This window comes from Nocardia sp. NPDC046763 (assembly GCF_040645495.1).
GTDB lineage: Bacteria > Actinomycetota > Actinomycetes > Mycobacteriales > Mycobacteriaceae > Nocardia.
The window spans coordinates 137,299-162,302 of record NZ_JBEYYI010000015.1 but is presented as its reverse complement, the minus strand read 5'-3'; the positions used below and the strand labels follow the sequence as shown (position 1 = coordinate 162,302).

Here is a 25,004-nt window from a genome sequence, read left to right as displayed (position 1 = left end):
GGGGATGGGAAGTTGGTGTCAGGCGCCGACAGCGGCGAGCTCAGCCTCGATGGCCGCCTCGAGCCGCTCCCGAACCTCGGGGACCGTGATCTTCTGAATGATCTCGAAGAAGAAGCCGCGCACGACCAGACGCCGCGCCGCCTCCTCGCTGATACCGCGCGAGCGCAGGTAGAACAGTTGCTCATCATCGAAACGCCCAGTGGCCGAGGCATGTCCGGCGCCGACGATCTCGCCGGTCTCGATCTCCAGGTTCGGCACCGAGTCGGCGCGCGCGCCATCGGTGAGCACCAGGTTGCGGTTGGCCTCGTAGGTGTCGGTGCCCTCGGCCGCCGCGCGAATGAGCACATCGCCCACCCACACGGTGCGCGCGTCCGGCTTGCTGGAGGACGGATCGCCCTGCAGCGCACCCTTGTACAGCACGTTCGACTTGCAATGGGGCACCCCGTGATCGATCAGCAGGCGCTGTTCGAAGTGCTGGCCGTCATCGGCGAAGTACACGCCGAGCAGCTCGGCGTCGCCGCCCGGACCGTCGTAGCGGACAGTCGCGGTCAGGCGCACCAGATCGCCACCGAGGGTGACATTGGTGTGCCGCAGGGTGGCGTCACGACCCAGCTTGCCGTGGTGCGCGGTCGCGTGCACAGCGTCGTCGGCCCAGTCCTGAATGACGATGACATTCAGCTTGGCGCTGTCGCCGAGCACGAATTCCACGTTCTCCGCGTAGGTTCCGCTGCCGCGCTGGTCGAGGACCACGTTCGCGTGGGCGAAGTTGCCCAGTCGGATCTGGGTGTGCCCGTAGGCGGTCTTGCCCTCTCCCGGACCAGTGATGGTGACGACGACCGCTTCGGCCACTTCGGTTTCCGCGCCGATCGACACGATGGTCGCATGCTCGAAACCCGAGTACGCTTGCGCGGCAACGCGATCGGTGGGGGTACCGGCGACACCGAGGCGAGCGTCGTCACGGCCGACGGTCTCCACCGTCACGCCCTCGACAGCGTTCGCCTCGACGACGGCCCGGCCGTCACGAACGGCGGTGCCGTCGTGCAGGCCACGCAGGCGACGCAACGGGGTGAAGCGCCACACCTCGTCGTGCGCGGACGGCACTTCGAAGGCGTTCACGTCGAAGGACGCAAAAACCTCACCCTTGTTGATCGCCGGCACACGGCCCTCGGCGGCAACGGCAACATTCTCGACCGTCATCAGCCGACGGCTCCTTCCATCTGCAGTTCGATCAGGCGGTTCAGCTCCAGGGCGTACTCCATCGGGAGCTCCTTGGCGATCGGCTCGACAAAGCCGCGCACGATCATGGCCATGGCCTCGTCCTCGGTGAGGCCGCGGCTCATCAGGTAGAACAGCTGGTCCTCGGACACCTTCGACACCGTGGCCTCATGGCCCATGGTCACGTCGTCCTCGCGGATGTCGACGTACGGGTAGGTGTCGGAACGAGAGACGTTGTCCACCAGCAGCGCATCGCACTTCACAGTCGACTTCGAGCCGTTCGCGCCCTTGTTGACCTGTACCAGGCCGCGGTACGAGGCGCGACCGCCGCCGCGCGCCACCGACTTGGAGATGATGGTCGAGGAGGTGTGCGGCGCCAGGTGCAGCATCTTCGCACCGGTGTCCTGGTGCTGGCCGGCACCCGCGAACGCGATGGAGAGCACCTCGCCCTTGGCGTACTCACCGGTCATCCACACGGCCGGGTACTTCATGGTGACCTTGGAGCCGATATTGCCGTCGACCCACTCCATGGTCGCGCCCGCCTCGGCCTTGGCGCGCTTTGTCACCAGGTTGTAGACGTTGTTCGACCAGTTCTGGATGGTGGTGTAGCGGCAGCGGCCGCCCTTCTTCACGATGATCTCGACCACCGCGGAGTGCAGCGAATCCGAGGAGTAGATCGGCGCGGTGCAGCCCTCGACGTAGTGGACATAGGCGTCCTCGTCGACGATGATCAGCGTCCGCTCGAACTGACCCATGTTCTCGGTGTTGATGCGGAAGTACGCCTGCAGCGGGATGTCCACGTGCACGCCCGGCGGCACGTAGATGAACGAACCACCCGACCACACCGCCGAATTCAGCGCGGAGAACTTGTTGTCACCCGACGGGATGACCGAGCCGAAGTACTTCTGGAAGATCTCCGGGTGCTCCTTGAGACCGGTATCGGTGTCGAGGAAGATGACGCCCTGCTTCTCCAGGTCCTCACGGATGGAGTGGTAGACGACCTCGGACTCGTACTGCGCGGCGACACCCGCGACCAGCCGCTGCTTCTCCGCCTCCGGGATGCCCAGCTTGTCGTAGGTGTTCTTGATGTCCTCGGGCAGCTCTTCCCAGGACGCGGCCTGCTTCTCGCTCGAGCGCACGAAGTACTTGATGTTGTCGAAGTCGATGCCCTCGAGGTTGGAGCCCCAGCTCGGCATGGGCTTCTTGTCGAAGATGCGCAGTGCCTTCAGACGGAAGCCGAGCATCCATTCGGGCTCGTTCTTCTTCGCCGAGATGTCGCGAACGACGTCCTCGGACAGGCCGCGCTTGGCACTGGCACCGGCGACATCCTTGTCGGCCCAGCCGTACTCGTAGGTGCCCAGGGACGCGATGGTCTCTTCCTGGGACAGCGGCTGCACCTGGTCGGTGGTCGTCGTCATTCGGCACTCCTTCCGGAGTCATGTGTAGACGTCGTTGCGGGCTGTGCAACGGGGGTCGATGCGGAATTCTTTTGGGCGGTATTCGATACGGTGGGCACTGCGACTAGCGGGACGTGCGTGGTGCAGGCGCAGTCGCCATTGGCGATGGTCGCCAGGCGCTGCACGTGCGTACCGAGAATTTCCCGGAAGGCTTCGAGCTCGGCCGCGCACAGCTCCGGGAACTCCTCGGCGACATGCGAGACCGGGCAGTGGTGCTGGCAGATCTGCACGCCCGCGCCGACCTTCCGGGTCGAGGCCGCGAATCCGGCGTCGGTGAACGCGTCCGCGATCTCCTCCGCCTTGGCCTCGGTCTCGGCCGGGGTGTGCCCGGTGAGCTCACCGACCCCGGACACGATGGTCGCCACCCGCTTGCGCGCGAACTCGGTGATGGCCTTGTCCCCGCCGATCTCCCGCAGCTGCCGCATGGCGGCTCCGGCGAGGTCATCGTAGGCGTGCCCCAGGCGGCCACGGCCGGTCGCCGTCAGCTGGAACTGCTTGGCGGGACGACCACGGCCCTTCTGCTGCCACGGCGCGGACCGCGTCGCGCGGGCCTCGCCCGATTCGATGAGCGCGTCCAGATGCCGGCGCACGCCCGCCGGGCTCAGGCCCAGGCGTTCGCCGATGGCGGTCGCGGTGATCGGGCCCTCCTCCAGCAGCAGCTTGATGACGGCTTCCCGGGTGTGACCCTCACCCGCCGGCACGGGCACGACAACGGACCGGGCACCCTCGTGTTGGTGCCCGGCTTGTTCCGCGTTCCGCAAACCCACGGTTTTCACAACATCAGTGTGACGGAATTCCATCCCCCGTTCCAGTAAGGGTCACCTGACCTGATCTTCGCGACCTGGGGCGATGGGGTCTGGTGTGATCCGGGCCACCATATATATCCGGGCATTTCGGAAATTCGGCCCGGTCGTGGCCGGTTTCCGAAGACGTGAACAGTGTGCTCGTGGTGGGTGCGACGGGAAACGTCGGCCGGCAGGTAGTTGCCCAACTGGTCGCGGCAGGGGTCCGGACACGGGCGCTGGCTCGCGATCCGGAGACCGCCGGCCTGCCGCCCGGAGTCGAGGTGGTGGGCGGGGATCTGGCCGAGCCGGAATCCCTGGCCACGGCCGCGGAGGGGGTCGACTCGGTGTTCCTGGTCTGGCCGTTCCATGGGACAGCGGGCGCGGCACAGGTGCTGAAGGTGCTCGCCGGGCACGCCCAGCGCGTCGTGTATCTGTCGTCCACGACGGTGAACGACCGAGGGCCGCAATCGGATCTGATTCCACAGTTGCATGCCGAGATGGAGGGCCTCATCGAGGCCTCGGGGCTGCCGTGGACAATGCTGCGCGCGGACACCCTCGCCTCCAATGCGCTGGCCTGGGCGGGGCAGATTCGCGCCGGTGACGTGGTGCGCGGGACCGAGGTCGCGCCGAGCGCGGTGGTGCACGAGGGCGATATCGCGGCCGTGGCGGCGCGACTGCTCGCCGATCACTCGCACACCTGGCGGAAGTACCTGGTGACCGGGCCGCGGGTGGTCGGGCGCGCGGATCAGGTCGCGGCGATTGGCGAGGTCCTGGGTCGCTCGCTGCGGTTCGAGGCGCTGCCGCTGGAGGTGGCGCGGGAGTCGATGACCGGGGCCGGACTGCCGGCGCGGCTGATCGAATCACTGCTGTCGATGGCCGAATTCCGGCCACGCTCGGATCTGATCACGACGACCGTGGCCGACCTCACCGGGCGGCCGGCGCGGGATGTCCGGGACTGGGCCGCGGAGCACGCAGAGAAATTCCGGTAGCCGACCGGTCGCCCGATGGCGGCCCGGCGCGGCGCGGGCATAAGTTCGATGACAATCGAATTGTCACTGGGGGTGCGGGTGCCACAGCGCCCGCCGTCCAGACCACGACATCCACGAAAGCCGGTGCCAGCATGCCCATCGCACTGTCCCTCCTCGACCTGGCGGTGATCGCGCCCGGTCAGACCGCGCGTGACAGCTTCCGGAACAGCGTCGCGCTGGCGCAGGCGGCGGAACGCAGCGGGTACCGGCGGGTCTGGTATGCCGAGCACCACAATATGAACTCGATCGCGTCCAGCGCGACCAGCGTGCTCATCGGCCACGTGGCCGCGCATACCGGGACCATCCGGCTCGGGGCGGGCGGGATCATGCTGCCGAACCACTCGCCGCTGGTGATCGCCGAGCAGTTCGGCACCCTCGAATCGCTGTACCCGGGTCGCATCGACCTCGGGCTGGGTCGCGCGCCGGGCAGCGATCAGGAGACCATGCGGGCGCTGCGGCGTAACCCGTCCTCGGCGGACACCTTCCCGCAGGACGTGCTGGAGTTGCAGGGGTACCTGACCGGGAACTCGCGGATTCCGGGCATTCAGGCCGTGCCGCGGGCGGAAGGCGTTGTGCCGCTCTACATTCTGGGGTCGTCGCTGTTCGGCGCACAGCTGGCCGCGCACCTGGGCCTGCCCTACGCCTTCGCCTCCCACTTCGCGCCCGACTCCCTGCACGAGGCCGTCCGTGAGTACCGCGACCGCTTCCGGCCCTCCGAACAGTTGGCCGAGCCCTATGTCATGGCCGGGGTCAATGTGTTCGCGGCGGAGGACCGCGCGCAGGCCGAGGAGCAGAAGACCGTCTCCTACCGGGCGCGCACCCGCGCGTTCATCAAGCGCGGCGCGGCGGGCATGGACTTCTCCGACGAGGAGATCGACGCCTTCCAGGCCTCGCCCAATGGCCGTCACCTGGCCAGGATGACCACGTACACGGCCGTCGGCACACCCGCCGACGTCGTGGCGTACCTGGAGGACTTCGCGGCGGACATCCAGGCCGACGAACTCATCACGGCCCACCACGCCCAGAACATCGACGACCGGGTGCGCTCGATCGAGCTGACCGGCGCGGCGATGGACGCACGCGAATCCGTCACGCGCTGAAGGGCATCGGCCGACCGCTTTGCCGACCCGTCACTCTCCGCCGGGGTATTTCGCCGGAGAGCGACAACGGTAACCGCGAACAGGGCCAGGGCGAGCCAGATAAAGGCATTGTGGGCGAAGAGGGCGAAAGGGCCCCGGGACCGGCATGAGAGGTCGTGGCCGCGGGTGCTCGAGCACTGGGACCACCGCACGGCCGCGGCGGTCTGAGGGATGAACACCGAATGATCATGAGCCCGCCACGCTTTCGAGCGGAGTAGGTTCGACCAGTACCGATTTATTGGCGGTTCGGGGGCGTAGCCCCTGATAGCCCCGAGAGTTGCGTTCCCCCTCCACGAAAGGACATCTCCAAGATCAAGCTGACCCTGGTCGGCAAGGCGTCTGGCATCGACGAGGCTGGCTTCCTGGTGATCGGAGTCCTGATGGCGCTGGTCCCGCGTGCCGGTATCGCCTTGCGGCCCTTGATAGCCGCGGGCTCCTGCGCGCTGAGCCTCTACATCCTGCAGGCGGTGGTGGTCAGCGCCCTGGTGCCGATACCCGACGAGAACGCGGCCGCGGTGCCGGGCGGCATCCACGGCCCGGGCTGGGAACTACTGGCACTACTCGCCATCGGTTCCCTGGTGCCGGCGACCCTGTGGCGCAGCCGGTTCCGTCGCGGTCCGGCGGAACGGCTGCTCCACACCATCACTCAGGGTGTGACGAACGCTCTGGTCAGGCGTGCTTCCCCGCCACATCCAGGACGACCTCGAACTCCAGCAGCGACGCGCCCGTGGAGACCGGCTTGCGGGCCTGCCCGGTTGCGCCTCGCGCACCGGACAGTCACGCCTCGCGGCGCAGGCCTCCTCCGAATCCTACTGGGTGACAACGAAGTACCGGTTGTCTCCGGAGACGGGGAGCAGCAGCTGGAAGCTCAGGAACCCGCGCGAGTTCTCGACCGCGTGTCCGGGTGCGCGAAGCGCTTCTCCAGCTCGGGTATATGCCAACATGGGCAACAGCTTTCACCAAACATGCTGATGGGGCGGTACCGCACCGCGTGCCAACCCATCACGCACTTCGAGACACTTCCTAGTCGTGGAACGGGTCGGCGTCCTGGCCGGGCAGCCAGGACCGCCCCGCTTCGGTCCAGCCATTGGCCTTGATCATCTTCTTGGCGGCGCGCTGATTGCGGCCGATGAGACGATCCAGGTACAGATGGCCGAGCAGGTGATCGGTCTCGTGCTGCAGGCAGCGGGCCAGGTAGCTGGTGCCGGAGACGATGACCGGCTGGTTGTGGATGTCGACGCCCGACACCTCGGCCCAGTCGGCGCGCCCGGTCGGGAACCACTCCCCCGGCACCGAGAGGCAGCCTTCGGCGTCGTCGTCGGGGTGGGGCATGGTCTCCGGGATCTCGGAGGTCTCGATGCTCGGATTGATGACGTACCCGCGTCGCCGGCCGTCGCCGGTCATGAGGTCGTATACGAAAACCGCACGGGGATCGCCGATCTGATTGGCCGCCAGGCCCGCGCCCCGGGCCGCGGTGTTCGTCTCGAACAGGTCCTCGACGAAAGCGGCCAGTTCCGCGTCGAATTCGGTGACGGGCACGGCCGGGGTGGACAGTCTGGGGTCACCGGCGATGAGGATCGGTCGAACAGCCATGTCCCTATTTCTTCCAGAAGCAGGCCGACCGGTTTCCGCCGGGGTCCAGCAGCGGGAATTCGCGACCCGCTACGGGCGCGGAATATTGCGCAGGTTGCTGCGGGCCATATCGATCATGCGGCCGACACCGCCGGCCAGCACGATCTTGCCCGCGGCCAGGGCGAACCCCTTGACCTGCGCGGCATCGATCCGGGGCGGGAGGGACAGGGCATTGGGGTCGGTGACCACGTCCACCAGCATCGGCCCGGGCGAGGCGAACGCCTCGGTCAGCGCGGCCCGGACGTCGGACGGGTCGGTCACCCGCAGCGACGGAATGCCCACGGCCGCCGCGATATCGGCGTAGTTCACCGGCTCCTGATCGGTGCCGTAGTCGGGCATGCCGTCGACCAGCATCTCCAGCTTCACCATGCCGAGCGTGGAGTTGTTGAACACCACGATCTTCACCGGCAACCGGTGCCGCCAGACGGTGAGCAGCTCACCCATGAGCATGGCCAGACCGCCGTCCCCCGACAGCGAGATCACCTGCCGGCCCGGGTAGGCCGTCTGGGCGCCGATGGCGTGCGGGACGGCGTTGGCCATGGTGCCGTGCCGCCACGAGCCGATGATGCGGCGGCGGCCGTTCGGGTTGATGTACCGTGCCGCCCAGACATTGCACATGCCGGTGTCGACGGTGAAAACCGCGTCGTCGTCGGCGATTTCGTCGATGAGCGAGGCGACGTACTCGGGGTGGATGGGCGTGTGGTGGTCGATATCGCGGGTGTACGCGTCCACCACGTTCTCCAGCGCGGAGGCGTGCCGGCGGAGCATGTCGTCGAGGAAGGCGCGGCTCGGATTCTGGTGCAGCAGCGGCAGGACAGCGTCGATGGTGGCGGCCACGTCGCCATTGACGGCGATATCGACGGCGGCGCGGCGCCCGATGCGGGATGGGTCGCGGTCGATCTGGGCGATCCGGCCGTTCTGCGGCAGGAACGTGTCGTAGGGGAAGTCGGTGCCGAGCAGCAACAGCAGGTCGGCTTCGTGGGTGGCCTCGTAGGCGGCTCCATAGCCGAGCAGGCCGCTCATGCCGACGTCGTACGGGTTGTCGAACTGGATCCACTCCTTGCCGCCGAGCGCGTGGCCGATCGGGGCGTGCAGTCGCTCGGCCAGGCTCATGACCTGGGCGTGGGCACGACGCACACCCGCGCCCGCGAACAGGGCCACGGTGTCGGCGTCATTGAGGGCCTCCGCGAGGCGGTCCACCTGGGCGGCGGGCGGGACAACAGTCGGCGCTTCGGCCACCAGATCCGACTGCCAGCCGCGGTTCTCGGCCTCCGCGCTGAGCACGTCACCGGGCACCACCAGCACCGAGACGCCATGCTGACCGAGTGCGGTCTGCATGGCGATGTAGGCGAGCCGCGGCATCTGCTCGGGGGTGCCGACCATCTCACAGAAGTGAGAGCACTCCACGAAGAGTCGCTCGGGGTGGGTTTCCTGGAAGAAGCCGGTGCCGATCTCACGGCTGGGAATGTGCGAGGCGATAGCCAGCACGGCGGCGCCATTGCGGTGCGCGTCGTAGAGCCCCTGGATCAGGTGGGTGTTGCCGGGCCCGCAGCTGGCCGCGCAGACCGCCAGCCGGCCGGTGAGCACCGATTCCGCGCCGGCGGCGAAGGCGGCGCCCTCCTCGTTGTGGCAGTGCACCCAGTCGATGCCCTCGGTCCGGCGCACGGCGTCGACGAAGGGGTTCAAACTATCCCCCACCAGTCCGTACACCCGTTGGACACCGGTGGCGACGAGCGCGTCGACCAACTGGCTGGCGACCGAATTCCGACCCATGATCGCTCCGTTCGCAGTGCCGAGACCGAGCATGACCGGAGGCCACTGTCGCACTGTACCGAAATCGGACAGCTAGAGTTGCCGCATCGTTGCTATACCGCGAATCGGACCGGTGGTCACATGCCGTTGAACTCCATCAGCGGCGCCGGGTAGCCGGGCACGGGAGGTGTTGCGCGCCACAGCTTGTGGATGCGCGCACCGGGCAGCTGCGCGAGCTCGGGGAGCCAGCGACGGACGTACTCGCCATCGGGATCGAAACGCTCGGCCTGGCGGATGGGGTTGAGGACCCGGTTCGGGCGGGTGTCGGTGCCCGCGGCCCACGGCTGACATCGGCGGCCACATGCACACTCGTCGCGCCGGTTTCGGCGATCACCCGGGCCACCTCGTCGACGACCGGGCCCTGGCGGATCACCAATGGTGTGCCGAGCCCGTGTAATTCGGCATCGAGGTCCGTGAGGGCCGCCGTCAGGAAGCGGAGCCCGGTTGGGCGCGACCGGGTTTCGCTCGATGATCCCGGCGTCCAGTGCGAACAGCGGCACCACTGCCCCACCCGCGGCCGCCGCCAGTACCGGATTGTCGTGCACCCGCAGGTCATGGGTGAACAGGGCGATCGCCACCTGCATCGAACACTCGCTTTCGGATCGAACGGGTCGAACGGGAACGCGGTGTTCTATGGGAGATTCGGCCGGAAACCTATCAGCTGGTCCCGGACTTTCCGCGCGGGCGGACGCGTCGCCCACGAGACGACCGTGAGCACGAGCAGCAGCGCGAGCACGGCCACCTCGCCGCGGGCATAGCCGACGGTCAGGTGCGAGACGATGCCGCCGCTGTCCAGGAAGACGACGCCCGCGTAGGCCCACTCCTTGACCAGGGGAAATCCCGGAACCAGGAGCGCGAGCGCGCCCAGCAGCTTCCAGACGCCCAACAGGACCAGGAAGTAGGTCGGATAGCCCAGGTGCACGATGGTGTCGCGGGCCTGCGAGTAGCGGGTGATGTCCCACCACCCGCCGACCACCAGTTCCGCCGCGACCAGCACGGTGGCGGTCCAGTAGAGCATCGAGCGGTCGAGAGCTTTTCGTGTGACGATGGTTCGTGTAGTCATGACACCGTGACGTTCGGCGAGCGCGAAATATGTCGGACACCGACTCGGGATTCCCGGTAGAACGTTTCGAACAGCGGCGCGCCAGACTGAACGCGCTGGCATTCCGCCTGCTCGGCGCATCCAGCGAGACCGAGGACGCGGTCCAGGAGACATGGATGCGGTTGCACCGCACCGACATCGACGACATCCGCAATCTGGACGGCTGGCTGACCACGACACTGTCCCGGATCTGTCTGGACCGGCTGCGCGCCCGCCGGACCAACCCCGAACGCCCGCTGGGCGACGTCGTGCCCGGACCGCTCCCCTCCACTGCCACCGCCGGTGAACCCGAGGAACAGGCAGTGCTCACCGACGAACTGGAACGGGCGGTCCTGGTGCTGTTGCGGCGGCTGCCACCGGCCGAACGGGTCGCCTTCGTCCTGCACGACATGTTCGCGGTGCCGTTCTACGAGGTCGCCGACATCCTGCAGCGGTCCCCGAACGCGGCCCGGCTGCTGGCCAGCCGCGCCCGGCATCGGGTGATCGACGGTTCCGACGAGCTCCGGCCGGACGCGCTGCGGGAACGCCGTATCGTGCGGGCGTTCCTGGCCGCGGTCCGAGCCGGAGACATCGCCGCGGTGCTGGCGGTCCTGGCCGCCGACGTGACCGTGTCCGCGGACCGGACCGCCGCGCCGGGGCGGGTACCGGTCACCGCACGGGGAGCACCGATCGTGGCGCGGCTGGCGGCCGGGTTCGCCGCGCGGGCCGACTTCTCGGCGATGGTCCTGGTCGACGGGCGGCCGGGAGCGCTGGTCGCCGGCCGCGACGAGCCACCGGCGATCATGTCGTTCACCGTCGAGGGCGAGCGCATCGTCCGGATCGACGTGCTCGCCGAGCCGGAAACGCTGGCGCGACTACCACTCTCGGTATCCGGCTTCAGCGCGTAGCGACGAGTTTGACCGGCGCCTCGAGCAGGGCGTCGATCGAATCCTCCCAGGCCACGGTGCGGGTGGTCACCACGCTCGGATCGAAACGCCCGGCCGCCACCAGATCCAGAATGTGCGGGATCGATGGGCGGGCGTGCGCCCGGCCGGTGTGGAAAGTGCAGCAGCGCGAATACATTTCGAGCATGGGCAGGGCGACATCCTGGGTCTGGACGCTGACGCTGGTGCAGATACCGTCATTGGCCGTGGCACGGATGGCGGCCACCAGCGCTTGGGAGCCGCCCGCGGCTTCGACGGTGACCGGGAATCGGCCGATCCGGTCGGTCGGCCTGCCCTCGACGGGCTCGGCGCCGAGTTCGGCTGCGATGGCGAGCCTTTCGGGGTCGGTGTCGAGGTAGACGGCCCGGGCGGAACCGAGCGCCGCCGCGAGACCGGCCGCATACAGACCGATGGACGGTGCGGCCGGACCGCTCAGGACCAGGACTTCCGCGCCGGGGCGGGCGGCCAGCTGCGGGGCGACCGATCGGTAGGCGTCGGCGATATTGTCGCTGGCACTGGCGACCGCGGCCGGATCCACTCCGGCGGGCAGCGGGACCAGCATGGCGTCCGCGTGCGGGACGGCCACCAGGTCCGACCACAGCCCGCCCCAGCTCAGCCCGCCCATCGGGCCGAGGCCGTAGCTGGACATGAACGGGTGGGTGGTGCAGTTGCCCGTATGGCCGCGGCGGCAGGAATCGCAGGCGCCACAGGAGATCTGGAACGGGACCACCACCTTGTCGCCACGGCGGACGGTGGTGACGTCGTCGCCGACGGCCACCACCTCCGCCACCCCCTCGTGGCCGAAGGGGTACGGGCCCGCCAGCGGGAACCGGCCCTGCAGGATCGCGGGGTCGATATCGCAGGTGGCCACGGCGATGGGGCGGACCAGGGCCTGATCGGGGGCATCGAGGGTGGGTTCGGCGGCGTCTTCCCAGCGCAGTGCGTGCGGGCCGTCGAGCACGAGTCGCTTCATTGATCGATCGTCGCTAGAACATTCTTTCCAGTCAACCCCCCTGGGGTGAATTCACCTCGGCAGCAGCGACTTCCGCGAGGCTCATCCGGATCAACCGGGCCATGGCCGCGGAGACCGTGTGCAGCGGGTCATCGGTGCGGCGCACCCGGGCCAGGACAGTCGCGCCCTCGTAGGCCGCGACCACCGTGGTGGCCAGATCGCGGGCCTCCCCTGGCGCCAGGCCGAGCTCGGTGAACAGTTCGGCGAATCCGTGTGTCATCGCCTCGAAGGCCGACACGCACGCGGCGCGCACGGAGTCGACATCACTGCCGCCGTCCAGGGCGGGGGTCCCAACCGGGCAGCCCGCGGCCCAGTCGCTCTCGGCCAGTTTGGCGGCCATGAAGTCGAACAGCGTTGCCGCCGTACCGAACACATCGCCCGGGGCCTGGCGGATCATGCGCCCCACCAGCACGCCCGTGCCGGTGATGGCGGAGACCGCGATCTCCTCCTTGCCGCCCGGGAAGTGGTGGTAGATCGACCCATACGGCAGCCCCGCCGCCTCGCTCAACTTCTTCAGCCCGAATCCGTGATAGCCGTGCCGGGCGAGCAGCCCGGCCGCAGCCACCTCGATTCGCCGTTTCGAATCGGACACCATTCATCCAGAGTATGAGCCGGGTCCGACAGGGGCAGCGCGAATCGTGTTCGGGCAGTGGCTCAACCGAGCGCCGCGATGGCCGCGCGCAGTTTCTCCGTGGCGGAGTCGGCGACCTCTTGCAGCGCCGGATCACCCGCGACCTGCACCATCACCTCCGGATTCATGGCCTCCACGATCACCGCGCCGGCGTCCGAACGATCGGCGCGCACAACTACATTGCACGGCAGCAGTAGGCCGATCTGACGATCCACGCCGAGGGCGGCGTGCGCCAGCGACGGATTGCACGCGCCCAGGATGAAGTAGTCCTCCATGTCCGCGTCCAGCTTCTGCTTCATGGTCGCGGTCACGTCGATCTCGGTGAGCACGCCGAATCCCTGCTCGGACAGGGCCTTCCGGGTGCGTTGCACCGCGTCGGCGAAATTGGTGCGCAGAGTGGCCGAGAGGGCGAGGGTCATCACGAATTCCTTTCCGTTGCGGAGCCGCCGGTTCGGGGCACGCCCAGGCGTTGCAGGAGCAGTGTCGTCGGACACCAGCCTACGAGCCCGAAGAGCAGCAGATTGGCGGCCACGAAGGCGGTCAGCAGCAGCCACCAGGGCGAGAACGCGAGCACCAGCGCTAGGCTGAGCAGCACCATGGTGCCGGCCAGGGCCGGCACGATGCGGTCGATGGACCAGCGGCGGATCGTGATCATCAACAAATTCCTTTCACTCCCGGCGCTGGGCGATCGCTCGGACGAGATCGCCCGAAGAGCCTCAGGCCAGCGCCAGGAAGAGTTTTTCCAGTTCCTCGACTGTCATCGGCTCCGAGTTCTCGGCCTGCTCCCCGGTCAGGCAGTCCCGCAGACCGGTGGCGACGATCTTGAATCCGGCGCGGTCGAGAGCGCGGGAGACCGCGGCGAGCTGGGTGACCACGTCCTTGCAGTCGCGGCCCTGCTCGATCATGGAGATGACGCCCGCGAGCTGTCCGTGCGCACGGCGTAGCCGGTTGAGGACCAGTGCGATGCTGTCTTCGTCGCCGATCATTGGGGGGTTTCCTTCCCTGAGTCCGATGACTTCAGTATACCCCTGGGGGTATGGGAGGGTCATGAGAGAGGGCTCACCCTTTCCCACGACCCCACCCGTCAGTGCGCGAAGCTGATATCCGGCAGCACCCTGCGCAGCCAGCGCGGCGACCACCAGGCGGCGTGCCCGGTCAGGCGCAGCAGCACCGGCAGCAGGATCAGGCGGATCAGCACGGCGTCCAGCAGGACGGCGACACCGAGAATGATGCCCATCTCCTTCGGCGGCAGCGGATCGGCCAGTGCGAAGGTGAAGAACACCGCCACCATGACCGCCGCCGCGGCCGCGATCACCCGGCCCGAGTGGGCGATGCCGTCGATGTGGGCCACCTCGGGGTCACCCGAGCGCTCGTAGTGCTCCTTCGCCGTGGCCAGCAGGAAGACCGTGTAGTCCATAGCGATGGCGAAGATCATGGCGAAGAAGAACACCGGACCCCAGCCGTCCAGGAAGCCCTGCGGCGTGAAACCGAGCAGGCCCGCGCCGTGGCCGTCCTGGAACACCAGCTTCGCCACACCGAACGCCGCCGCGGTCGACAGCAGGCTGACACCCGCGCCGAGCAGGGCGATCAGCGGAGCACGCAGGGCGACCAGCAGGAGCAGGAAGCCCAGCACCAGAATGATGCCGACCACCAGGGGCAGGTAGTCGTTCAAAGCCTGCTGGAGGTCCAGGTTCTCGGCGACCGCCCCGCCGACCAGCGCACCCGCCGGGAGTGCGGCGCGCAGCGAATGGACGATGTCGCCCATGGCCGGGTCCGAGGGGTCGACCGTCGGGGTCGCCTGGAGCATGACCAGGCCACTGTCGTCGGCGGCGGGCTGCGGCGGGGTGACCATCGCAATCCGATTGTCCGAGGCCACGATTCGCTGGACGTCCGCGCCGTCCGAGGCGGGGGCCACGATTTGCAGCATGCCGGGCGCGCCCCGACCGAATTCGCGCTGGACCAGCTCGTAGCCCTGACGCACGGACGCGTCCGCGGGGACCACCTGGATGGACGGCATGGCCACCTTCAGGCTCGTCACCGGAATCGCGAGCGCGATCAGCACCAGCAGAGAGCCGACGGCGAACGGCCACGGGTGGCTGTGCAGCAGTCGTCCCCACTTCGCGAAGACCGGCGAACGATGCTGCTGCCGGGCCACGTACGGCAGCGAGCCCGCGTTCACGCGCCGGCCCAGCACGCCGAGCACGGCGGGCAGCAGGGTCAGCGTCGCCAGCAGCACGAACGAGACCGCGAACATGATGCCGACCGCCATGGTCCGCACCGCGGGCGCGGGCACCACGAGCACGGCCGAGAGGCTCACCAGCACGGTCAGGCCCGAGAGGAGCACGGCCTTACCGGCGGTCGCCATGGTGATGGCGACGGCGATGCGCGGTGGTGTGTCACCGCGGATGGCGTCGCGGAAGCGGGAGACCAGGAACAGCGCGTAGTCGATGCCGAGCGCGAGGGCGAACATCATGGCGAAGTTCATGGCCCACACCGAAATCGACGTGACATGGTTCAGCAACACCAGGCCACCCGCCGAAGCGATGAGCCCGGTGAGGGTCAGCAGCAGCGGCAGTCCGGCCGCCACCAGGGAACCGAAGGCCAGCACCATGATCGCCAATGTGACCGGCCACGAGAACATCTCGGCCTTCATCATCGCCTCGTGATTGGCCTTGTTGAAGTCGCTCCACAGCGCCGAGGCGCCGGTCGGATAGATCTCGAAGCCGTCGGATGAGAGAGCCTTCAGTTTCGGGCCGACGTCGGTGACCGCAGCAACCATCTCGTCGGTGTTCGCATTCGCGCCCGCCAGCAGAATGCCGGTGTGGCCGTCGCGGCTGACCGACTGCCCCGGCACGGGTGCGACGATCGCGCCGAATCGGCTGTCGGCCTGCAGGATTCCGGTGAGATCCCCCACCAGGCGTTGAGCCTGCGGACTGTCCATGGTCGCGGTGTCCGAGTGGATCACCACCTGCACCGCCGTGGCCGAGTTGCCGCCGAAGTGCTCCTGGGCGAGTTCGCGGACTTGCACGGACTCTGATCCATTGGCCTGCCAGCCCGCCCCCGCGAGCGAGTCGAACACCGCGGGCGCGGCCGCACCGAGGGCGACCGACAGGATCAACCAGAAGCCGAACACCCAGCGGGCGTGATCGGCCATGTGGGCGCCGAGACGGCCCAGCAGACCGCCGGGGGCGGTCGTGATCGGAGAAGCGTCGGCGACGCCGACTGTGGTACTTCGCATCTGACTTCCTTCCATACCCCCTGGGGTATGTCACGACTATACCCCCAGGGGTATTAATGGCAAGTGTGGGTGCCGATCGGCAACTCGCGAGCACACCGGGCGAACCCCCGCTACGGCCATGCGATCGGCGTCCGACCCGCGGCTCCGGACTAGGCTTCGCAGATGTGGCGGTAGTGGAAGGCGCGCGGCGCAGAGTCATCGATATCGGACGCCGGGCCCTGGGCCTGGACGTTCCTGCCGCCGATCACACCGTCGCCGTCCTGCACAGCATCGACGCCGACCGGCCCGGCCTGGACCGGCGCGAAACCCTGCAACTGCTGCGGATCCGCCTACTCGGCGCGACCGGGGCCGTGATCATGGCGGTATCGGCGCTCGGTGTCGGAGCGCAACCGGTGCACCAGAATCCGATCTCCGGCATGCGGGTGCTCGGGTTCTTCGCGCGCGCGGGCACCTCGACGCTGGCCATGTGCATGATCGGCACCGTCCTGGTGATCATGGCGTGGCTGCTGCTGGGCCGCTTCGCCGTCGGCGGATGGGGCGGTGATCCACGCCACCGGCTCAGCCGCTCCCAGATGGATCGGACGCTGCTGCTGTGGATCATTCCGCTCAGCGTCGCGCCACCCATGTTCAGCAACGACGTGTATTCGTATCTGGCACAGAGCGAAATCGCGGCCCGGGGCATGGACCCGTATTCGGTCGGACCGGTGGACGGGCTCGGGCTCGACAACGTGCTCACCAATAACGTGCCCAATATCTGGCGGTCCACCTCCGCGCCGTACGGGCCGCTGTTCCTGTGGGTGGGACGCGGCATCGCGCAGATCACCGGTGACAACATCGTGCTCGGGGTGTGGCTGCACCGGCTGCTGGCACTCGCGGGCGTGGCACTGATGGTGTGGGCGCTGCCGCGGCTGTCGCGGCGCTGCGGGGTCGCGCCGGTGAGCGCGCTGTGGCTGGGCGCGGCCAACCCGCTGGTGCTGTTCCACCTGGTGGGCGGCGTGCACAATGACGCGCTCATGCTCGGGCTCATGCTGGCGGGCCTGGAATTCTGCCTGCGCGCCATCGACGATGCCCCGCACTTCGATCAAAGAGCCTGGGCGCTGCTGGTTTTCGGCACCGTGCTGATCACGCTGTCCTCGTCGGTGAAGATCACCTCGCTGGTGAGCCTCGGATTCGTCGGCATGGCGCTGGCGCGGCGATGGGGGCGCGGACTCAAACCCGTGCTCATCGCCGGCGGTGTGCTCGGTGCCATAGCCGTGGTCACGACGCTTTCCGTGAGCTATGCCAGCGGCCTCGGATTCGGCTGGGTCAATACCGTCGGCACCGCCACCACCGTGCGCAGCTACCTCTCGCTGCCGACCGCCGTCGGGATCATCACCGGGTTCGGCGGCGTGCTGCTCGGACTCGGTGACCACACCACCGCCCTGCTCGACATCACCCGGCCCATCGCGGAACTCGTCGCGGGCTTCGTCACTCTGCGCATGCTCATCGCCGCCTGGACCGGGCGCTTGAATGCGATCGGCGCGCTGGGTGTTTCGCTCGGCGCGATCGTGCTGCTGTTCCCGGTGGTGCAACCCTGGTACCTGCTGTGGGCGATCGTGCCCCTCGCCGCGTGGGCCAACCGGCCCGCGTTCCGGGTGCCCGCGGTGGTGCTGTCGGTCGTGGTGTCGGTGATGGTCATGCCGCGCGGCGCGGACTTCTATGTCTTCCAGATCGTCGAATCCGCCATCGCCACCGTCATCGTGGGCCTGTCGCTGATCTTCCTCACCCGAAATGTGCTGCCGTGGCGCAATCAGCCGGGGGTGTCGGCTCGGTCACAGCAGCCCACGCCTTACGGTGTCTCATCGTGACCGCAGCTTCCGGACCCGCCGTACGCGTCGACGGCGTCGTGAAACGCTACGGCGAGACCACCGCGGTCGACGGCATCAGCTTTGATATCGAACGCGCACAGGTGCTGGCCCTGCTCGGACCCAATGGCGCCGGCAAGACCACCACCACCGAGATGTGCGAGGGCTTCGTCGTTCCCGACGCCGGAACCGTGCGGGTGCTGGGCCTGGACCCGATCGCCGACTCCGATCAGCTCCGACCGCGCATCGGCGTGATGCTGCAGGGCGGCGGCGCGTATCCGGGGTCGAAGGCCGGGGAGATGCTCGATCTCGTCGCGTCCTATTCGGCGAACCCCCTGGACCCGGCCTGGCTGCTGGACACGCTCGGGCTGAAAGACGCTCGGCGGACGCCGTATCGGCGGCTCTCGGGCGGGCAGCAGCAGCGGCTCGCGCTGGCGTGCGCGCTGGTCGGCCGGCCGGAGATCGTGTTCCTCGACGAGCCGACCGCCGGATTGGACGCGCAGGCACGGCATCTGGTGTGGGAGCTCATCGACGCGCTGCGCCGCGACGGGGTCAGCGTGCTGCTGACCACGCACATGATGGACGAGGCCGAGCAGCTGGCCGATCAGCTGGTGATCATCGACCACGGGCAGGTCGTCGCGCAGGGCACGCCCGCCGAGGTCACCTCGCACGGAGCCGAGGGGCGGCTGGCGTTCACCGCGCCGCCCAAACTGGACCTGTCGCTGCTGGAAGCCGCACTGCCGGAAGGGTTCACCCCGCGCGAGACCGCGCCCGGTTCGTACCTGCTGCAGGGCGACATCACCCCGCAGGTGCTGGCCACCATGACCGCGTGGTGCGCGCGAATCGACGTGCTGCCCACCGACATTCGCATCGACCAGCGCCGACTGGAAGACGTGTTCCTCGAACTGACCGGGCGGGAGCTGCGCGGATGACCGAGACCGTGAACCGATTCGCGGCGGGCACCTTCTCCCCCGCGCCGCAACCGACAACGCGCGCCAAGATGCTGGCGGCGCAGACCCGCATGGAGCTGATCCTGTTGCTGCGCAACGGGGAACAGCTGCTGCTGACCATGTTCATTCCGATCACCCTGTTGATCGGGCTGACCCTGCTGCCCGTGAGCGGGCTCGGCGAGCACCGGGTGGACCGGGTCGTGCCCGCGGTGATGATGGTGGCGATCATGTCGACCGCGTTCACCGGACAGGCGATCGCCGTCGGCTTCGATCGGCGGTACGGGGCATTGAAGCGGCTCGGGGCGACGCCGCTGCCGCGGTGGGGCATTGTCGCGGGCAAGTGCTCGGCGGTGCTGCTCGTGGTGGTGCTGCAGTCGGTCTTGCTGGGAGCCATCGGATTCGCGCTCGGCTGGCGGCCGGCGCTGACCGGGTTGCTGCTGGGTGCGGTGGTGATCGCGCTCGGGACCGCGACCTTCGCGGCGCTGGGGCTGCTGCTGGGCGGGACGCTCAAGGCCGAGGTGGTGCTGGCGCTCGCCAACATTCTCTGGTTCGTCATGCTCGGGACCGCGAGCCTGGTGTTCATGTCCGACGACCTGCCGCACGCGGTGAGCCTGATCGCGCGGATCATTCCGTCCGGGGCGCTGTCGGAGTGCCTGGAGCAGGCGATGCGCACCAGCATCGACTGGTACGGGCTCGCGGTGCTGGCGGGCTGGGGCGGGCTCGCGGGGTGGCTGGCCACCCGCTTCTTCAAGTTCGATTGAGGCCGACCGGGCGGCGGTCACCTCGAAAGTTCGCGCCCACCCGGGTGTTTAACGACACGTTGTAGTAGGGCGGGTGACGGGGCGAAATGCGGCCCCGCTACCATCGGTGCGTGCTGTCTCGCGCCTTCCAGCGACTTGCCGACCTGTTCCCGATGCCTTCCCTGCGGGTGCAGCGACTCCTCGCCTTCCTGGTCATCCTGTCCCAGGCCGGAATCTCGGTAACCGGCGCGGTCGTCCGCGTCACAGCCTCGGGTCTGGGCTGCCCCACCTGGCCGCAGTGCTTCCCCGGCAGCTTCGTGCCGACCGCGGTGGCCGAGGTGCCGGTGTTGCACCAGGTGGTCGAATTCAGCAACCGCATGCTCACTTTCGTGGTGTCGCTCGCCGCGGCGGCCATCGTGCTCGCGGTCACCCGGGCGCGGCGGCGGCGCGAAGTCCAGGTGTACGCATGGCTGATGCCCGGCGGCACCGTGCTGCAGGCCGTGATCGGCGGTATCACCGTGCGCACCGGGCTGCTGTGGTGGACGGTCGCGGTGCACCTGCTGGCATCCATGCTGATGGTGTGGCTGGCGACACTGCTGTGGGCCAAGGTCGGCGAACCCGACGAGGGCATCGACACGGTCCCGGTTCCCAAGCCACTGCGGCTGCTGACCGCCCTCTCCGGTCTGGCCCTCACCGGAACCCTGATCGCGGGCACCCTGGTCACCGGCGCGGGCCCGCACGCGGGTGACAAGAGCGTCGAGAAGCCGGTCGAACGCCTGCAGGTCGAGATCGTCACTCTGGTCCACCTGCACGCCGAACTCCTGGTCGCGTACCTGGCCCTGCTCGTCGGCCTCGCCTGCGGCCTGGCCGCGGTCGGCATGAACAAGACCATCCGCAACCGCCTCATCCTGGTGATCGCCCTGGTGTGCTCCCAGGCCCTGGTCGGCATCGTCCAGTACTTCACCCACGTGCCCGCCGCCCTGGTCGCCGTCCACGTCGGCGGCGCCGCCGCCTGCACCGCCGCCACCGCCGCCCTCTGGGCCGCCATGCGCACCCGCGAACCCCTCCCCACCTCGGCCCCGGCAGCGGCCGACCAGGCCGCCGCCTGAATCCACCCGGCTCGCGGTCAGCGGCTCCGCACACGCCGCCGACCACACCCGGCAGGACGTCCCGCGTGCCCGAACCACTCGACGACACCCAGCTGGAACAGGCTGCGGTAGTGGCGAACTCCGCCGTGAACCGTGGCCGCCGGCTGCCCGCCTACCGTCGCGAACTCGGCTTCGATCCCGTTGCCCGGCTGGCGTCCCGTCCCGCACTCCGGCGCTGGCTGGATATCGGATGCGGCAACGCCCACGCCCTTTTCGAGGCAGACGGCCCGAACTACACCGGCCAGGACGCCGTCGCCTCTCATTACCAGCTCTGACGGCGCACCGATCGAGGCTCGCTCCCACATGACGAGACAGCGGGTCTTCCCTGACCAGCGCTACGCCTCAGGGATGAGCTCGGGTGAGCGCTGCGGCCGATGCCCGGATCGCTGCCCCGCAGCCACCATCCGGTGATTGACCTCCATGAGCGGCGAATCCAGCTGCGCAGCAGCACATTCCGGCCGAGCACTCGCGGCCGTTACGCCGGAAGTGGAGCATATGAGGCTCGTTCGCCGGATTGCCGCTGCTGTCGCGGTCGCCGGAGCAGTCTGCGCGGTGGGGGGCCCGCGGTGATGATGGGGTGCGACAGCCGGGAGGGCCGTTGTCGGCACCTGCGCGTGCGAGGGTCGGGCGCGCCCTGGACGCTGCCGTGGAGGCGGGTCAGGCGGGGAGGAACTGCCACAGGGCGCTTCGAACCGACCCCTGCTCATGGCCGGCCTGCAATTCCAGCAAGGCGGCTTCGGCGACCACGCCGACCCACAGTCGGGCGCCTGCCTCCGGGTGAGGCCAGCCCAGGACCTTGAAATCGGGTTCGATCAGCGCGGCGTTGTGGGTGTTGCGAGCCGTGACCTCGTCCACGATCAAGGGTTCGGCCCGGGCTTCGAGCAGCAGAGCCTTGACCCCGCGGTCGCGCAGACAGGCGTTCAGGTAGGCGGTGGATCCGGCCAGGAGGCGGTCCCGGCCCGGGGCGAGACCGGCGGTGGCGGAGTCGATTTCGACCTGCAGGCGCTCGTGGAATTCGCGATGCAGGGCCAGCAGGTAGTTGGCGCGGGTACCGAAGTGGTGGAAGAACGTGCCTTTCGAGACGCCGAGCTCGGCCACCAGGACGTTCACGCTGACACCGCCGAGTCCCAGCCGCTCGGCCAGCACCAGGCCGCTGTCGACGAGCGCGGCGCGGGTGCGCGCGGCGGAATCCTCCCGCAGATTCATCAGATTCAACCCTCACCAGAGGTGGTGCCGGTTCGCCCTGTGTTGCGCGACAGGCGATTCGGCGTCCCCTTGCGTGTGTTTCGGACCGATTGTATGGTCACATCATACTTGACCGACCGACTGGTCAGTGAACGACCGGTCGGTCACCACAATCGAATGAAGGGTTGTTGCGTATGCACATCATGCGCACGTCGGCCGGACAACTGGCCTACGAAGACATCAGCACGGGGCCCACGGTGGTCCTGCTGCACGCCACCCTGCACGACCACCACGACTTCGATCCGATCCTCCCGGCGCTGACCGCGGAGCATCGGGTGATCGCCATCGACTGGCCGGGACACGGTGCGTCCGAACCGAATTCGACCGTCTCCGCCGCCGCGATCGCCGACACGCTCGCCGAGGTGGTCACGACATTGGAGCTGGATCCCGCGGTGTTCATCGGCAGTTCGGTGGGCGGATTCGCGGCCGCCCGCCTGGCGCTGGAGCAGCCCGCGCGCGTCGCCGGGCTCGTCCTCGTCAACACCGGCGGCTTCGTCCGGCAGACACCGCTGACCCGGGCCTACTGCAACCTCTACGGCTCCAACCTGATGGCCCGCCGCTGGTTGCCGCACAGCATCCGCAACTACATGAAGCCCGCGAGCCCGCACGACGACGCCGTCGTGGAGCGCGCGATCCGCGTGGCGGGCACCGAGATCGGCCGCGCCACCTACTCCGCTCTGTGGCACAGCTTCAACGATCCCCGCTACGACCTCACCAGTCACGCAACCGAGATAGCGGCACCGACCTTGATAGTGTGGGGCCGCCGCGACCCGGTCCTCCCCCTCCGCTACGCCAGGACAGCCCACGCCCTGATCCCCGGCTCCGAGTTGCAGGTCCTCCCCACCGGCCACCTGCCCTTCTCCTCCGCCCCCGAGCAATTCCTGGACATCGTCCGCCCATTCATGAAATCCGCATACGCGACACCGGGAGCCAACCCGTCACCGAGATGAAGTGTGGCACCCATCAAGATCAGGGAGCTCTCGGCGCGGAATTCGTCCGGGTAGCCACGGTGAGGACTCCCGATCCTGCTGGAGTCTGATGGTCCGGCAGCGATGATCCGATTGGCGGATTCGGTCGGCAGGGAGGGTTCGCCGCGAGGCAGCGTGAATGAAGCGCTCGAGGACTTCGCGAGCGAGAACTCCGACCGTCGTCCAGTCGGACACCGTGAATTGGCAGTTCTCGGCCTCGGAGGCGAGCTCATGGGTGAGCAGCGGAGTCGCACAGTCGAATTCGGGTATGGCAGTCGGCTGATCCGCCCGCGAGATCGGGCGCCGGCGGCGGGAGTGCTGGATACTTCGACGGATGGGTGCGCTCTCGCTGTTCGACACACCGGCACTGCATCGACTGCGGGATTGCTCGCGGGTCCTGGTCGCTGGCGCTGGGGGCGGGTTCGACGTGCTCAGTGGATTGCCGATGGCGTTCGCGCTGCAGGAGCAGGGCAAGTCGGTGGTGCTGGCGAATCTCACATTCACACCGGTCACGCGGACCACGGCCCGGCAGGTCGGGCCGGGGTTGTTCGAAATCGATGCTGAGACCGAGGGTTCGGACGCGTACTTTCCCGAGAAGCACCTCGCGGCGTGGTTGCGTGACCACGGGTTTCCGGATCGGGTGTTCCTGATTCGCAAGGGTGGGCCCGCCGATGTCCGGGCGGCCTACGCGTGGTTGGCGCGCGAACTCCGGCTGGATGGGGTGGTGTTGGTCGATGGGGGTACGGATCTGCTGATGACCGGTGATGAAGCCGGATTGGGTACACCGGTCGAGGATGTGACCAGCCTATTGGCGGCGCAGGCGCTCGACCTGCCCGTCAAGCTGGCCGTTTGTGTGGGGTTCGGCGTCGATGCCCACCATGGCGTCTGCCACGCGCATTTCCTGGAAAACGTTGCCGCACTCGCCAGACTCGGCGCTTATCACGGCGTCTTCGCTCTCACGCCAGGCATCGCGGCCGTCGATGCCTGGCTGGCGGCCGTCGACTGGGTTCAGCAGCACACCCCGGGTAGGGAGAGCATCGTCTGCGCGTCGATCACCGACGCCGCCCGCGGCGAATTCGGTGATCACCACTGCCTGGCCCGCACCCGCGCCAAGGGTGCCGAACTCTTCGTCAATCCCCTCATGTCGATGGTCTGGGGATTCGACCTGTATGCCGTCGCCGAGCGGGTGCTCTACCGCGACGACATCGCGCACGCCACAACACCATTCGAAGTTGCCGCGGCTATAGAAGCGTTCCGCGACCGCACGCCCCTGCGGCCTCGCCGAACGATCCCCGTATGACGATCGACGTCCCGGTTCACCAGAACAGCCGATCGGCCAATGGCCGTCAGGCCATCGTCTGGTAGAGCCGATGGCCGACGCTCGAATCGAGACGTGTGCCCGCGATGGCCGACACTCGACCGAGGCCACGCCCACCGAACCGGAAGCAGGTCGGCGTACTCGGTCTGCCCGCGAATCACGTTGCGGCTCAGCTCAGAACAACCATGTGCTTATGCCTGACGGTTTGTGAAGAACGGACCCGCGAGATCGCGATCGAGTACGCCGATATCTCGGTCCCGGGGTGCGGGAGCGGCTGGTCCTGATCGCTGCCGATCCGATGGAAGCGGACGACAACCACCGGGCCGTGGCGACAAGGATTTCATAAGTAACCCGCTGGGTGCCGTGGATAACTTCGTCTCATCCAATCAGCCATTCGGGCGGTGGAATTCAAACGGAGGTCAGGCATCATGTGGAACGTTCCCAACGGCGGACGGGGTCTGGTGGCGAAGGCAGCGGCACCGGTGGCCGCTGCCGCGGTCGGTGCCGCGGCCATCGTGCTGGCCGCGGCACCGGCCGAGGCTCAGTCCAATCATCCGAATTCGTGCATCGTGGTGCAGAACCACGCCGGCCGCACCACCACGGTGACCATGAACTACCCGGCGGGCTACAACGGGTCGTGGACGATCTACCCGAACGACCTGAGCCTGCTGCTCTACAACGGCCAGCCGGTGCAGTCGCCGACGGGTGATTTCGACATTCAGAAGGACTCGGACCTGCAGACGGTGTGGAACTACGATCCGAACCGCGACACCAACCGCGGCTGCAACGGATCCTGGGTCGTCACGCTGAACTGACC

Annotated in this window: 25 protein-coding genes and 4 pseudogenes; 12 read left to right on the top strand and 17 right to left on the bottom strand. The window is 68.2% G+C overall.

Features of this window, described 5'->3' with window-relative positions; translation table 11 throughout:
• Positions 1–18: 18 nt before the first annotated feature.
• Genes sufD through ABZ909_RS24475 form a run of 3 tightly spaced genes read right to left on the bottom strand, consistent with a single transcriptional unit; the run spans position 19 to position 3,472 of the window.
• Positions 19–1,197, bottom strand: a complete 1,179-nt coding sequence (gene sufD / locus ABZ909_RS24485) for a Fe-S cluster assembly protein SufD (protein ID WP_357003403.1) — start codon at positions 1,195–1,197, stop codon at positions 19–21.
• Positions 1,197–2,633, bottom strand: coding sequence for a Fe-S cluster assembly protein SufB (gene sufB / locus ABZ909_RS24480; RefSeq protein WP_357003401.1), 1,437 nt, complete (start codon positions 2,631–2,633; stop codon positions 1,197–1,199). The genes sufD and sufB overlap by 1 nt, the downstream gene beginning before the upstream one ends.
• A complete protein-coding gene (locus tag ABZ909_RS24475; RefSeq protein ID WP_357003399.1) occupies positions 2,630–3,472 on the bottom strand; it encodes a metalloregulator ArsR/SmtB family transcription factor in 843 nt (280 codons plus the stop codon). The genes sufB and ABZ909_RS24475 overlap by 4 nt, the downstream gene beginning before the upstream one ends.
• 146 nt (positions 3,473–3,618) lie before the next feature.
• Between ABZ909_RS24475 and ABZ909_RS24470 the strand changes: the two genes are divergently transcribed.
• The 3 genes and pseudogenes from ABZ909_RS24470 to ABZ909_RS24460 form a co-directional block, all read left to right on the top strand.
• Positions 3,619–4,446: an NAD(P)H-binding protein gene (locus tag ABZ909_RS24470; RefSeq protein WP_357003397.1), complete on the top strand. Its 828-nt coding sequence runs from the start codon at positions 3,619–3,621 to the stop codon at positions 4,444–4,446.
• 131 nt (positions 4,447–4,577) lie between these two features.
• Positions 4,578–5,585, top strand: a complete 1,008-nt coding sequence (locus tag ABZ909_RS24465; RefSeq protein WP_357003395.1) for an LLM class flavin-dependent oxidoreductase — start codon at positions 4,578–4,580, stop codon at positions 5,583–5,585.
• Between the two features lie 404 nt (positions 5,586–5,989).
• Positions 5,990–6,265 (top strand): annotated as a pseudogene (locus tag ABZ909_RS24460) (DUF418 domain-containing protein); the annotation flags it as partial.
• Positions 6,266–6,293: 28 nt separating this feature from the next.
• Here ABZ909_RS24460 and ABZ909_RS24455 read toward each other — a convergent pair.
• The 7 genes and pseudogenes from ABZ909_RS24455 to ABZ909_RS24425 form a co-directional block, all read right to left on the bottom strand.
• Positions 6,294–6,591 (bottom strand): annotated as a pseudogene (locus tag ABZ909_RS24455) (antibiotic biosynthesis monooxygenase).
• Between the two features lie 56 nt (positions 6,592–6,647).
• The gene (locus ABZ909_RS24450) at positions 6,648–7,217 is read right to left on the bottom strand and encodes a peptide deformylase (protein WP_357003393.1); all 570 of its coding nucleotides are present in this window, start codon (positions 7,215–7,217) and stop codon (positions 6,648–6,650) included.
• Positions 7,218–7,286: 69 nt separating this feature from the next.
• The gene (locus tag ABZ909_RS24445; RefSeq protein ID WP_357003391.1) at positions 7,287–9,029 is read right to left on the bottom strand and encodes a pyruvate dehydrogenase; all 1,743 of its coding nucleotides are present in this window, start codon (positions 9,027–9,029) and stop codon (positions 7,287–7,289) included.
• Between the two features lie 116 nt (positions 9,030–9,145).
• Entirely contained in the window at positions 9,146–9,466 is a 321-nt protein-coding gene (locus ABZ909_RS24440) for an FAD-binding domain-containing protein (protein WP_357003503.1), read from the bottom strand.
• A pseudogene (locus ABZ909_RS24435) lies at positions 9,403–9,579 on the bottom strand (hypothetical protein); the annotation flags it as partial. The gene ABZ909_RS24440 and the pseudogene ABZ909_RS24435, both read right to left, overlap by 64 nt.
• A 1-nt stretch (position 9,580) precedes the next feature.
• A pseudogene (locus tag ABZ909_RS24430) lies at positions 9,581–9,652 on the bottom strand (hypothetical protein); the annotation flags it as partial.
• Positions 9,653–9,699: 47 nt separating this feature from the next.
• Positions 9,700–10,131, bottom strand: a complete 432-nt coding sequence (locus tag ABZ909_RS24425; RefSeq protein ID WP_357003389.1) for a DoxX family protein — start codon at positions 10,129–10,131, stop codon at positions 9,700–9,702.
• A gap of 29 nt (positions 10,132–10,160) precedes the next feature.
• On the opposite strand from ABZ909_RS24425, the gene ABZ909_RS24420 reads away from it, so the two are divergent.
• The gene (locus ABZ909_RS24420; RefSeq protein ID WP_357003387.1) at positions 10,161–11,057 is read left to right on the top strand and encodes a sigma-70 family RNA polymerase sigma factor; all 897 of its coding nucleotides are present in this window, start codon (positions 10,161–10,163) and stop codon (positions 11,055–11,057) included.
• Here the strand turns inward: ABZ909_RS24420 and ABZ909_RS24415 are convergent.
• From ABZ909_RS24415 to ABZ909_RS24390, 6 genes are all read right to left on the bottom strand, one after another.
• Positions 11,047–12,066, bottom strand: coding sequence for an alcohol dehydrogenase catalytic domain-containing protein (locus ABZ909_RS24415; protein ID WP_357003385.1), 1,020 nt, complete (start codon positions 12,064–12,066; stop codon positions 11,047–11,049). The genes ABZ909_RS24420 and ABZ909_RS24415 overlap by 11 nt on opposite strands.
• A 31-nt stretch (positions 12,067–12,097) precedes the next feature.
• Complete coding sequence (locus tag ABZ909_RS24410; protein ID WP_357003383.1) at positions 12,098–12,700, bottom strand: TetR/AcrR family transcriptional regulator; 603 nt, start codon at positions 12,698–12,700, stop codon at positions 12,098–12,100.
• A 59-nt stretch (positions 12,701–12,759) separates the two neighbouring features.
• Positions 12,760–13,155, bottom strand: a complete 396-nt coding sequence (locus tag ABZ909_RS24405; protein WP_357003381.1) for a DUF302 domain-containing protein — start codon at positions 13,153–13,155, stop codon at positions 12,760–12,762.
• Entirely contained in the window at positions 13,155–13,391 is a 237-nt protein-coding gene (locus ABZ909_RS24400) for a DUF2892 domain-containing protein (protein WP_357003379.1), read from the bottom strand. Before ABZ909_RS24400 ends, ABZ909_RS24405 begins: the two co-directional genes overlap by 1 nt.
• A 61-nt stretch (positions 13,392–13,452) precedes the next feature.
• Positions 13,453–13,722: a metal-sensitive transcriptional regulator gene (locus tag ABZ909_RS24395; RefSeq protein WP_357003377.1), complete on the bottom strand. Its 270-nt coding sequence runs from the start codon at positions 13,720–13,722 to the stop codon at positions 13,453–13,455.
• A 98-nt stretch (positions 13,723–13,820) separates the two neighbouring features.
• A complete protein-coding gene (locus tag ABZ909_RS24390) occupies positions 13,821–15,974 on the bottom strand; it encodes an MMPL family transporter (protein ID WP_357003375.1) in 2,154 nt (717 codons plus the stop codon).
• 164 nt (positions 15,975–16,138) lie between these two features.
• On the opposite strand from ABZ909_RS24390, the gene mptB reads away from it, so the two are divergent.
• The 5 genes from mptB to ABZ909_RS24365 all read left to right on the top strand — a co-directional run bounded on the left by mptB (position 16,139) and on the right by ABZ909_RS24365 (position 20,931).
• Positions 16,139–17,821, top strand: a complete 1,683-nt coding sequence (mptB, locus tag ABZ909_RS24385) for a polyprenol phosphomannose-dependent alpha 1,6 mannosyltransferase MptB (protein WP_357003373.1) — start codon at positions 16,139–16,141, stop codon at positions 17,819–17,821.
• The gene (locus tag ABZ909_RS24380) at positions 17,818–18,750 is read left to right on the top strand and encodes an ABC transporter ATP-binding protein (protein ID WP_357003371.1); all 933 of its coding nucleotides are present in this window, start codon (positions 17,818–17,820) and stop codon (positions 18,748–18,750) included. Before mptB ends, ABZ909_RS24380 begins: the two co-directional genes overlap by 4 nt.
• Positions 18,747–19,529, top strand: a complete 783-nt coding sequence (locus ABZ909_RS24375; RefSeq protein ID WP_357003369.1) for an ABC transporter permease — start codon at positions 18,747–18,749, stop codon at positions 19,527–19,529. The genes ABZ909_RS24380 and ABZ909_RS24375 overlap by 4 nt, the downstream gene beginning before the upstream one ends.
• 110 nt (positions 19,530–19,639) lie before the next feature.
• Positions 19,640–20,617, top strand: a complete 978-nt coding sequence (locus ABZ909_RS24370; protein WP_357003367.1) for a heme A synthase — start codon at positions 19,640–19,642, stop codon at positions 20,615–20,617.
• Between the two features lie 65 nt (positions 20,618–20,682).
• Positions 20,683–20,931 (top strand): hypothetical protein, encoded by a 249-nt coding sequence (locus ABZ909_RS24365; protein WP_357003365.1) that lies wholly within the window; start codon positions 20,683–20,685, stop codon positions 20,929–20,931.
• Between the two features lie 382 nt (positions 20,932–21,313).
• Here ABZ909_RS24365 and ABZ909_RS24360 read toward each other — a convergent pair whose 3' ends face one another.
• Complete coding sequence (locus ABZ909_RS24360) at positions 21,314–21,862, bottom strand: TetR/AcrR family transcriptional regulator (protein ID WP_357003363.1); 549 nt, start codon at positions 21,860–21,862, stop codon at positions 21,314–21,316.
• A gap of 173 nt (positions 21,863–22,035) precedes the next feature.
• Here ABZ909_RS24360 and ABZ909_RS24355 point away from each other — a divergent pair, with 173 nt between their 5' ends.
• The 3 genes from ABZ909_RS24355 to ABZ909_RS24345 all read left to right on the top strand — a co-directional run bounded on the left by ABZ909_RS24355 (position 22,036) and on the right by ABZ909_RS24345 (position 25,002).
• Complete coding sequence (locus ABZ909_RS24355) at positions 22,036–22,851, top strand: alpha/beta hydrolase (protein ID WP_357003361.1); 816 nt, start codon at positions 22,036–22,038, stop codon at positions 22,849–22,851.
• 352 nt (positions 22,852–23,203) lie between these two features.
• Complete coding sequence (locus ABZ909_RS24350; protein ID WP_357003359.1) at positions 23,204–24,169, top strand: DUF1152 domain-containing protein; 966 nt, start codon at positions 23,204–23,206, stop codon at positions 24,167–24,169.
• Between the two features lie 446 nt (positions 24,170–24,615).
• On the top strand, positions 24,616–25,002 hold the full coding sequence (locus ABZ909_RS24345) for a hypothetical protein (protein WP_357003357.1): 387 nt from the start codon (positions 24,616–24,618) through the stop codon (positions 25,000–25,002).
• Positions 25,003–25,004 lie beyond the last annotated feature (2 nt).